The organism is Streptomyces virginiae, from assembly GCF_000720455.1.
In the GTDB taxonomy this organism is placed as follows: domain Bacteria; phylum Actinomycetota; class Actinomycetes; order Streptomycetales; family Streptomycetaceae; genus Streptomyces; species Streptomyces virginiae.
This window is the reverse complement of record NZ_JOAK01000064.1, coordinates 1-10,982: the sequence shown is the minus strand read 5'-3', so window position 1 is coordinate 10,982 and position 10,982 is coordinate 1. Positions and strand designations below refer to the sequence as shown.

The following is a 10,982-nucleotide window of genomic DNA, read 5'->3' as shown; positions in this document are numbered from 1 at the left end:
GTATCCCCCGTATCCCCGCCCCCGGCACACACCCCGCTCACGTGTCGAAGACCCACCCGCCCCCCACCCTTCAGGAGTTGATGCCAGGCCGGCAGGCAGACCACCGCCGGCCGGGGAAAGCCCTGCACGGACACGGTGCGGGGGCACGGTGACAGCGTTGCCATCTCGTTAGGGATTCACTTCTTGACGGCAGCGATGCGGGCACGTTGACTGCCTCCACCTCGGCCGTACGGACACGGCCCTGTCAGGGAGGCTCACCTCGTGAACGCGTATCTGGGGCGTGCCCCCGTTGCACTGGCCGTTGCGGCGCTCGCCGTCACGCTCACCGCCTGCGGCGGCTCCGACGGCTCCGACGGCTCCGGTGACAAGGGCGACAGCGGTGCCGCGGTCAGGATCGGCCTGCTGCTCCCCGAGAACGAGACCGCGCGCTACGAGAAGTTCGACAAGCCGCTGATGGAGAAGAAGGTCGCCCTGCTGACCCTGGGCAAGGGCAAGGTGCTCTACGCCAACGCCGGGGGCGACGCGGTCCGGCAGAGCGCCCAGGCCGACGCGATGATCAAGGGCAAGGTGGACGTCCTGGTCATCGACGCGGTGGACTCCAAGGCGATCGCCGGCGCGGTGACGAAGGCCAAGGACGCGGGCATCGCGGTGGTCGCCTACGACCGCCTGGCCGAGGGCCCCATCGACGCCTACACCTCCTTCGACAACGAGGACGTCGGCCGCGTCCAGGGCAAGGCCCTGCTGGACGCCCTGGGCGACAAGGCCAGGACCGGGAAGATCGTCATGATGAACGGCGCGGTCACCGACCCCAACGCCGCCAGCTTCAAGTCCGGTGCCCGTTCCGTCCTGGACGGCAAGGTGAACGTCGGCAAGGAGTACGACACCGTCGAGTGGAAGCCGGAGAACGCCACCGCCAACATGACCGCCGCGCTCTCCGCCCTCGGCAAGGACAAGGTCGTCGGCGTCTACTCCGCCAACGACGGCATGGCCGGCGGCATCATCGCCGCCCTCAAGGCCGCCGGCGTCTCCCCGCTGCCCCCCGTCACCGGCCAGGACGCCGAACTCGCCGGAGTGCGGCGCATCGTGGCCGGCGAGCAGTTCATGACCGTCTACAAGCCCTACGCCCGCGAGGCCGAGGCCGCGGCCGAACTCGCCGTCCTCCTCGCCCAGGGCGAGAAGATCGACGGAATCATCAACCAGGTGGTCAGCAGCCCGACCACCAAGCGCGTCCCCGCCGTCCTCATCCCCGGCGTGCCGGTGACCCGCGAGGACATCCGCACCACCGTCGTCCTCGACGGCGTCTACACCCCCGAGGAAATCTGCAACGACGCCATCAGAGCCGCATGCCAGGAGATCGGCCTGAAATAGCACCACCCCCAGCCGCCCGCCCGCCCCTGCACCCGCCACCGCCGGGGCGAGGCGGCCCGCCCCGCAACCCCCGAACGCCATCACCGCACACCGCTGCCCGCTGCCCGCCGCCCGCTGCCCGCGGTGGAGGGGTGAGCCCACGGGGCCGTCCGTGCCGTACGGGGACGCGCTGCGCGCAGAGCAGGGCGCACCGGGACGCTCCCACCGGGCACGCCGAGCCGGCGCAGGCCACCGCGGTGACCAAGCAGACCGCCCCGCCCACGAGGTGGCCCCACTGCACCCCGGCCCGCCGCGGCACAGCAGGCCGGTACTCCTGCCCTCAACCCGGGGGAGCGGTCCGGGTGTTGGAGCACCTGCAACACCGGCGCCCGGCCGGCGCGCGCTTCCCCGCCGCCAGGGGCCGCCCCCCCAGGACGTCGCCGCCTTCCTCCGCCCGGCGGCGCCCGCTCCGCAGCCGGGGCGGCCGGTGAACTCGAGGACCTGGCCGCCCGGCCCGGCCAGGGCACCCGGGGCACGCCCTGCTCCACGGGAACCCCTCCCCGGCCAGCGGCCTGACGGGCCCGGCCTGCCCGCACGGCTTCCCCGCCTGCTGGTGCCTACCGCCCCCAGCGGCGCGCCGCGACCGGCACCGACGTCCCCGGCTGGACCGGCGGCCACACCGACGCGTGCGCGGGCGGCCCGGGCCGCCCGGAGACGCGCCGGGCCCGCCGGGCCGGCATCGACCACCCGGCCCGGTCCGCCCCCGCAGGACCGGTCCCTGGGCACCGCCACCGCCCGCCTGCCCGGACGCGCAGGCCACCGCCACCGCCCGCGCGGGCGGACCGGGCACCATCACCGCCCGCCGGGACCGGACTCGGGGCATCGCGACCGCCCACGCGGGACCGGATACGGAGCCCCGCCACCGCCCGCCGGGATCGACCCCGGGGTACCGCGACTGCCTCCGGGGGAGCGGACACAGGGCATCGCGACTGCCTGCGTGGGACCGGACACGGAGCCCCGCTGCCACCTGCCGGGAGCGGACGCGGGGCATTGCGACCGCCCGCGCGGGACTGAACCCGGGGCACCATCACCGCCCGTCGGGAAACCGGACACACAAGACCGCTACCGCCCACAGGGACCGGCCCCGGGCACCGCCTCCGCCGGCCGGGACCGGACGCAGGCCACCGCCGTCGCCCGCCGGGACCGGACACGGAGTCCCGCCGTCGCCCGCAGGGACCGCCCCGGGGCACCGCCTCCGCCCGCCGGCACCGGATACGGATGCCCGCCACCGCCTGCCGGGATCGGACACGGATGCCCGCGACCGCCTGCCGCACCGCCACCGCCTGCGGGGGATCGGGCGCAGGGCGCCGCCGGGACCGGAAATGGAGCCCCGCAGCCGGGATCGGACGCAGGGCAACGCCACCGTCCGCCAGGTCCGCGCGGGAGCGGACCCGGGGCACCACCGCCGCCCGCGCATGGACCGGACCCAGGGCACCACCCCGGTCCCGCGCGGGACCGGACACAGGCAACCGTCACCGCCCGTCGGTGCCCGGTGCGCCGGCCCGGGGCGTCGCCGCCACGGGCCGGCGGCCGCCCCGAACCGGCCGGTGTGAGCGACCTCACCGCCGCCCCGCACACCCGCGCGCCCCGCCCGCCGGCCCCGCCCCGCGGCCGCTGCCGGCCCAACACCCCCGGAACCCGGGAAAACCCCTGCCCAGACACGCAAGAAACCCGCGGAAGTCGACAGAAGTCCCCAGAAGTCAGCGGAAATCCGCCACCCCGAAAACCATCCCGCACGTGACGCACACCACGCCACCCCCTCCCACCACACCCCACCCAACCAGTGCCAAATAGGTACAAGCCGCCCATATCTCGCATTCAACTGGTTTGACTTCATATACCTCTTGATGGTGTGTCAGCAGAAAACACGCGGGGCATAATCGGCCCCGGTCGTCTCCGGGAAGTGCTCCAGCCATCGGGGCACCAACACCGCGCACCGACACCGCGCACCGACACCGCTCTCTCTTCGGAGCACCCCGCACCGGACCGACCCCCAAGGCGCCCGCAGATGTCCCTGGCCAGCCGCACCCGCCTCGTGGCCCTGCTCGCCGCCCTCACCGTCGGCGCCGCCGGCATCACGACCTGGGCCTACGGATACGGCACCGCCCCCCAGCCGGCCGCCGCCACCAAGGCCACCTCCCGCCCCAGCGTGACCCAGGGCACGGTCCTGCAGGTCGTCGCGCACCCCGACGACGACCTCTTCTTCATGAACCCCGACCTCAGCCGCTCCATATCCACCGGCGTCAAGGTCACCACCGTCTACCTCACCGCGGGCGAGTCCGACGGCAGGAACGAAGCCCACAGCCCGCACCTGCAAGACCCCACCCGCCCCGCCGACCACGCCTCCTACGCCGAAGCCCGCCAGAACGGCATACGCGCCGCCTACGCCGAAATGGCCACCGGCCGGCGCACCAGCGCCTGGCAGCGCACCTCCATACCCACCACCGGCGGCGGCAGCGCCGAAGTCGACGTCCTCCTCGCCCGCCCCGAAGTCAACCTGGTGTGGATGCAGATGCGCGAAGCCCGCAGCATCTCCGGCGACAACCCCGACAGCCTGCGCGGCCTGTGGGACGGCAAGGTCCCCGCCCTCGGCTCCCAGCTCGCCTCCGGCAGCCCCGTACGGACCCCCTGCACCTACACCCGCGACCAGGCCGTCCAGGCCATCGCGAACGTCTTCGCGCTCTACCGGCCCACCACCATCCGCACCCAGGACCCCACCCCCGGCCGCACCCAGCCCGCCGGCGCCTTCCTCGACCACCAGGACCACATGTACGGCGCCCGCTTCGTGCAGGCAGCCACCGAACGCTACGCCGCCACCGCCGGCCGCCCGCACTTCTCGGTCCAGAACTACGTCAGCTACCCCAACAGCTCCCTGCCCCCCACCCTCGACGCGAAAGCCGCCGAGGAGAAACTCGGCTACCTCAAGACCTACGCCTGGAGCGACCACCAGGACTGGTGCGGCAGCCCCGCCGGCTGCGGCGACCGCAAGACCGCGACCCGGCCCACCGGCGCCGGATGGAACCAGACCATCCGCTACAGCCGCGGCGAGTCCACCACCTGGATGACCCAAGGCCCGCCCGGCCGGCTCTACGCCTTCGCCGCCCTCGACGGACAGATGGCCTACTGGACCCGCCCCGCCCCCGACGCCGACTGGCAGGGCCCCCGCTTCCTGCCCCCCACCGCCCCCGGCACCACCATCGACGCGGGCGCCTCCACCACCCGCCTGCCCGACGGCCGCATCGCCGTCCTCGCCACCCGCACCACCCTGGCCACCACCGCCCAGGACTACCGGCGCGAGAGCGTCTACGCCCTCCAGAACGCCCCCGGCGCCGACTTCGGCCCCTGGCACAGCCTGGGCACCCCCGACACCGGCGACCTGTCCGCCACCTCCGCGACCGGCGCACCCACCGCCGCCGCCGACGCCACCGGCCGCATCACCGTCTACATACGCGACTCCCGCCGCACCCTGCGCGCCCGCACCCAGAGCGCCCCCGGCGCCGACTTCGGCCCCTGGCAGACCCTGGGCGGCACCGCCCTGCAGGGCGACCCGGTCACCGCGACCGACAGCGCCGGCCGCCGCCACCTCTACGCGGCCACCGACCGCACCGTCCTGGCCTGGACCCAGCCCGCCCCCGGCGCCCCCCTCACCGGCCCCTTCCCCACCGGCCTGCCCGCCACCACCGGCGTACTCTCCGCCACCGGGCAGGACGACGGCGTCCGCCTCTCCTTCCGCACCCCCGGCACCGGCACCGTCACCACCACCCAGGCCACCATCACCCCCGGCGCGCCCGCCCCCCTCCTCTCCCCGCCCGCCACCGCCGGCGGCGAAGGCGGCTACGGCGCCGTCGCCACCACCGGCCACCTCCTCGCCGGCCGCGCCGCCACCGGCACCGCCGCCGTCACCCTCCCCGGCCAGAACCCCGCCTGGTACGAATCCCAGATGCTCTACACCGGCGCCCCGGCCACCGTGACCGCCCCCGACGGCACCGGCCTGGCCGCCGCCCTCGGCCTCGACGCCGACCTGCACACCACCACCACACCCACACCCACACCCACCCCAACCCCCGCCCCCGGTCCCGGTCCCGCCGTGCCGGCCCCCTCCACCCCCTGGCACCGGGCCGTCCCACCCACCGTCCTCGCCCAGGCCGCCCGCCCCCACTGACCACCGACCGGGCGCCTTCACCGAGGCGGTACACCCGGGCACCTCGCAGCCCGACGCCGGCCGAACGGTCTCCCGGAACCGGGCCCGACGCCGGGGGAGCGGGGACGGGGAGGGGTGTCCCCGCAGGACGAGCGCGCAACCCCCGGGCACAACCGAGACATGCCCGCACGCGCCGAGCCGAGGAGACACCCCTGCCCGGCCCCGCGGACCGCCCCCGCGCCCAGCCCGCGCCCCGGCCCCCGCCCGACCCACCGCGCCCAGCCCGCGCCCCGGCCCGCGCCCCCGGCGCGTTACGGCTGCGCGGGCGGCGGCGCCGCCAGCCCGCCGCCCTCCAGCGCCACCAGCGACAACAGCACGATCGAACCCGTCCACGCCAACGGCGCCACCGACGCCGCCCGCCCCGCCCCGTCCACCTTCTCCGGCAGCTCACCGAGCGCGTTCCGCTTCGACAGCACCCACTCCAGCACCGGTCCCGCCTTCGCCGGCCGCCCCCCGGCCGCCCACGCCAGCGCGAAGAACGCCGTACTGGGCGTCCACGCCGTCGCCCCCCACGGCGCCCCCGGATCATCACCCGGCGTCAGCCCCCCGTTGGGCAGACGCAGCGCCCGGTAGGTGGCCTCCAACGCCGCCGGCACACCGGCCGCAGCGGTGTTGAAGGGCGGCGCCATGAACGTCACCGCACTGTCACGCCCGTGCCGCCCGTCGACGGTGCGCTGGTAGCCGAGCGGGAAGAACCGCGCGGAGATCCCCGCGGACAGCCGCCGCGCCGCCCGCGCCCACCGCGCCGCGTCCCCGGGCCGGCCCGCCTCCCGCGCCAGGTCCGCGGAAGCGTTCAGCCCGGCCAGCAGCGGCGCGGCCGTACCGATGTTCGCACTCGACGTCATCAGCTCCCAGTAGTCCGGCGACGCCGGAGGCAACCCGTCCGCCCCCAGCGACCGCACCGCACGGTCGGCCGCCTTGCCGATCATCGGGTAGAGCGTCATCAGCCGCGCCCGCCGGCCCTCCACCGGCGCCGCCCGGTACCACTGCCACACCGCCCACGGAACCCAGCCGTTGGCATCGAGCTGCCACCGCCTGCCGTCGGGCGGCCCGGAACCGTCCAGCTTCGTCCGCGCCTCCCAGCTGCCGTCCCCACGCTGCGTCGCAGCACTGTGCCGCAGGATCCGAAACGCCTCCGCGTCATGCCCGGTGTGCGCGAACGCCGCGCACGCGAAACTCGAATCCCGCGGCCAGGAGTACATCCAGCCCGGACTCCACCCCGCCGCCATCGCCCCGTTGGGCCGCAACAGCGCCCGCATCGCCAGCAACGCCCGCGCTGCCGCCGCCCGCTCGGCCGCGGACCTGCCCGGGACACGGCCGGAAGCCAGCCACGCCCGGCTCTGCCCGATCTGCCGCAGCGCCCGCCCGTCACCGGCGGCCACCACCACCGACACCGTCCGCCCCGCCGGCAGGTACAGCCACCGCCCCGACGCCAGCCGCAGCACATTGCTGCCCTCCACGTACCGGGCACCCGCGGCACGCGAGGACGAAATCCCCTCCGCGGCGGTCACATTCGACAGCACCCCGACAGCAGGGGCGGCGAACCCCGACAGCGGCGCATGACCGCCCGCACCGCACACCGGAACGGCGGCACCCGCCAGCACCGCCGTGGCCACCGCCCAACAGCCGAGGACAACGGGCACCGCCACTCCCTCCGCCGCACCACGCACACGCGGACGCTGACCCCCACTCATCCTCGAAGACCACCACCCGCCCCGCCACCAAAACCCCGCCGCCCGGGTGACGCCCCCACCCCAACCCCCGGCCCGCCCGGGACAGCGGGCCGCGGCGACCGGCCCCGCCCGGGATGCCGCCCGCACCGAACCGTGCACATCATGGGTGTTCGCGGGCCGTGCGATCACCACAGCCGGCGGGGCGCCCCGGCCGCCCCCGCCCGACGGGCCCCCGCTGCGAACGCTGCGAACGCTGCGAAGAGGTGGCCCATGAGCACCATGGCGGCCGAGGGCGAGGACCTCGTGACCCCCTCCCCCCCGACCGGCCCGAACACCGGCCCCCGCCACCTCCTGCGCACCCTCCTGCCCGCCGCCGCGGCGACCCTCGCCGCCGCCGCGGGAGCCCTCGTCGCCGTCGGATGCTTCCTCGGCCTCTACACCCGCCCCACCTCCGACGACTGGTGCGCCGCCTGGAAAGCCCGCGACCTGGGAGTCCTCGGCATCACCGCCGACTTCTACACGACCCAGAACGGCCGCATCACCAACGCCTTCCTCAGCGGCCTCCTCTACGGCGGCGGACCGGCCGGCACCAAGATCCTCCCCACCCTCATCACCGTCTCCCTCACCGCCGCCCTCGTCCTGCTGGGCCGCCGCCTCCTGCGCGCCCTCGGCCACGCACCGCCCCTGCTCGCCCTGACCGCCTGCGCCCTGGCCCTGCAGGCACTCCTCTACTTCGCGGGCACCCGCAGCTACCAGGTCCTGCTGTGGGCCCCCGCCACGATCTCCCACACCGTGCCGAGCGTCATCGGCCTGTGGGCCCTCCTGCTGGCCCTGGCCACCGTCACCCACCCCCGCCGCGCCGTCCGCACCGCCGGCCTCGCCGGCGCCCTCCTCATCGGCTTCGCCCTCGGCACCCTGAGCGAACCCTTCGCCCTCGTCAGCGGGCTCCTCGCCGCCCTGACCGCCCTCCTGTGCCTGCCCCGCCTGCGCCTGGCCACCACCTGGCGCCCCTTCACCTGGTGCCTGCTGTGGTGCGCCGGCCTCGCCTGCGGCCTCGCCGTCCTCTACACCTCCCCGGGCGCCCGCTGGCGCCGCGCCCAACAGCCCCAGAAGCCCCCGCTGCTCTCCGCGGGCGAACTGCGCGCCACCTTCGAGGACTGGCTGCGCATGTGGGACACCGTCACCGGCCAGTGGGCCTACCTCGCCGCCGCGGCCGCCGGCCTCCTGCTGGGCCTGGCCGCCACCCTCCGCACCCCCCACCCCCCACCCCCACCCGGCGCCAGGACCGGCACCGGCGCCAGGACCGGGGCCGTGGCCGTGGCCGGTGCGGGGGCCGGTGCGGGGCGGATGACGCGGGCCGCCCTGCTGCTCCTCCCGCTGCCCGTGGTGATCCTGGGCTCGTTCGCCGTGGCGGCAGGCCTGCGCAGCGGATACGGCCCCACCGGCTGGACGTACGCCCGTACCTGGACGAGCTTCCTCCTGCCCATGGAACTGGCCCTGTGCGGCTACGGAGTCCTGCTGGGCGCCTGGGCCGGCCCCCGCCCGGCCGTCCGCCGCCCCGCCGCCGCGGCAGCCGCCACGACGGCGGCGCTCTGCCTGACCCTGGCCGCGATGGCCTCACTCGTCCCGCACCTGCAGCAGCTCACCACCACCACGGTGGCCCGCTCCATCGCCTGGGACGCCCAGAACACCCGCATCCGCGCCGAGGCCGCACGGGGCGCCACCGACGTCGGCTACCGCCCCCTGCACATCGCCAGCCTCGCCGAACCCTTCTTCACCACCGACTACGACCGCGACTGGGTCGCCGCCTGCGTCTCCCGCTGGTACGGCGTCGACCGCATCCACCGCCGCTGAACCGTCCCCCGCCACCGAACCGCCCCCGCCACCGAACCGGCCCCCGCCACCGAACGGCCCCCGCCACCGAACGGCCCCCGCCACCGAACCGGCCACCGCCGCCGAACCGGCCCCGCCCTGCCGCGGCGGGGTGCCGCGCCGCTGCTCCGCGCAGGGCGGCTGCATCCTTTGGCCTACCGCGATTTCGGCCCTGAGCAGGACGCTCCCGCGGCGCCGGCCGCGAGAGGGTTGATCCGTGCGAACAACCATCGGACACACCGTCGAAAGCATCGGCTACGTCATCGCGGCCCAGGGGCTCGTCAGCTTCGCCTCGCAGACCTTCTTCGGCACGGAGTGGGGCTGGCTGCACAAGCTCGTCGACCTTCCGCCCGCCGCCCACCTCGCCGTCCTCGCCGCGGGACTGGCGCTCATCGCCGCCGGAGTGAAAACGCGCAAGGCCCCCCAGCCCCGGCCGGCCGCCTGACCGGCGCGACCGCCCGCAGGGCGGCCCGCTCCGCGGCGCGGCCATGCACGCTCCGGGCCGGCCCTCACCCGCCCGTCACGGAGCCGGCACGGAACGGACCGGCCCGCCACCGCCCGCTTCAGCCGGCCCGCCACCGCCGCTTCCGGAGTCGGTCGCAAGCCGCGCGTGCAGCTCGACGTCGTAGCGGACACCGTCGTACTCGAGCTTGCGCCGCTGGACCCCCTCGACCGCGAAGCCCGCAGCCCGGGCCACCGCGCACGAAGCCGGGTTGTCGACCCGGTGGCCCAGCTCCAGCCGGAACAGCCCGGCATCCTCGAACGCCCAGGCCGCCACCGCACGGCAGCCGCCCGACGCGACGCCCCGCCCGCGGGCCGCAGCGGTCGTCCAGTACGAGACCCACCCGGTGCCGTGACGCCGGTCGACGGAACCGACCGCCACATGCCCCAGCACCACGTCCGCACCGTCGACGACCGCGAAAGCGAACCCAGCCCCCGCGTCCCACTGCTCCGTCCGGGACGCCAGCCAGCGCCTCGCCGCCGGCAGCGTCACCACCGGTTCGGCGGACTGCCGCGACATCACCGGCTCGGCGAACGCCGCCAGGACCGCCCCGGCATCCGCCGGCGTCCAACGCCGCAGCCGCAGACCCGAGGACACCTCCACACGCTCACGCACCCGCCGCAGTCTTCCCCGACTCCGCAGCCACCTGCCACCCCATATCCAGCCGCCCGGACGCGCACACCGCGCACCGGCGGCCGGTTCAGGACTCGCGGTCCATCACCCGGCGGGCCGCCTCGGCCTCCGCCGCGGGCGGAGAGAGCTCATCGAGGGTGTCGAGCTCGTCGTCCGAGCCCAGCTCCTCCTCCCAGGCGGCCGCCAGCCGCTCCTGCTCCGGGCGCGGCCTGCCCGCGACGTCCTGACGCCGGTGCGGCTCCAGCGCCGCGAGGAAACGCCCGACCGCGTCCGTCGGCATGCCGTACTCCTTCTCGCCGTGGGATGGGGGAGGTGGGACGGGGGACAGGGCACCCGGCCCCCATGCCGCGCCCGGCCCCAGCATCGCGAACCGGGCCCCCGCCACCGGCCCGACACGGCACGCCGCCACCCGAATGCACCCACCCGCCCCCGACCCACCCGCCCCCGACCCACCTGCCCCCGCCCGCCCGCACGCACGGGTGCCCGCACGCACGGGTGCGGCGCGCCACGGCCCCGGCCATGACACGCCGCACCCCTCTCATCCGGCGGTCACCGTCCCCGTCGGGGCGACCACCGGGCGGGATCAGCCGCGGTACTGGTGTCCGCGGCGGCCCCAGGACTCGGTGTCGATGACGTTGCCGCGGTTGTCGCGGAGGGTGGCGGTGTCGCGGTCGTTCCAGACCTGCTGGTGGCG

General features: G+C 75.9%; 7 protein-coding genes. 4 read left to right on the top strand and 3 right to left on the bottom strand.

What is annotated here, in order from left to right:
* The first annotated feature begins 261 nt into the window (after positions 1-261).
* Entirely contained in the window at positions 262-1,368 is a 1,107-nt protein-coding gene (locus tag IG86_RS0137640; protein ID WP_030902981.1) for a sugar ABC transporter substrate-binding protein, read from the top strand.
* 2,047 nt (positions 1,369-3,415) lie between these two features.
* On the top strand, positions 3,416-5,569 hold the full coding sequence (locus tag IG86_RS45235; protein WP_063761603.1) for a PIG-L family deacetylase: 2,154 nt from the start codon (positions 3,416-3,418) through the stop codon (positions 5,567-5,569).
* A 290-nt stretch (positions 5,570-5,859) separates the two neighbouring features.
* Here the strand turns inward: IG86_RS45235 and IG86_RS39550 are convergent, their stop codons facing one another.
* Positions 5,860-7,251, bottom strand: coding sequence for a glycoside hydrolase family 15 protein (locus IG86_RS39550; protein ID WP_051785652.1), 1,392 nt, complete (start codon positions 7,249-7,251; stop codon positions 5,860-5,862).
* A 300-nt stretch (positions 7,252-7,551) separates the two neighbouring features.
* On the opposite strand from IG86_RS39550, the gene IG86_RS0137625 reads away from it, so the two are divergent.
* Together IG86_RS0137625 and IG86_RS0137620 are read left to right on the top strand one after the other, a co-directional pair.
* The gene (locus IG86_RS0137625; protein ID WP_051785651.1) at positions 7,552-9,135 is read left to right on the top strand and encodes a DUF6056 family protein; all 1,584 of its coding nucleotides are present in this window, start codon (positions 7,552-7,554) and stop codon (positions 9,133-9,135) included.
* A 235-nt stretch (positions 9,136-9,370) separates the two neighbouring features.
* The gene (locus IG86_RS0137620) at positions 9,371-9,598 is read left to right on the top strand and encodes a hypothetical protein (protein ID WP_051785650.1); all 228 of its coding nucleotides are present in this window, start codon (positions 9,371-9,373) and stop codon (positions 9,596-9,598) included.
* Positions 9,599-9,673: 75 nt separating this feature from the next.
* On the opposite strand, the gene IG86_RS0137615 is transcribed toward IG86_RS0137620, so the two are convergent.
* The gene (locus tag IG86_RS0137615; protein ID WP_078906188.1) at positions 9,674-10,270 is read right to left on the bottom strand and encodes a GNAT family N-acetyltransferase; all 597 of its coding nucleotides are present in this window, start codon (positions 10,268-10,270) and stop codon (positions 9,674-9,676) included.
* 85 nt (positions 10,271-10,355) lie between these two features.
* The gene (locus tag IG86_RS0137610) at positions 10,356-10,568 is read right to left on the bottom strand and encodes a hypothetical protein (RefSeq protein WP_030834124.1); all 213 of its coding nucleotides are present in this window, start codon (positions 10,566-10,568) and stop codon (positions 10,356-10,358) included.
* Positions 10,569-10,982 lie beyond the last annotated feature (414 nt).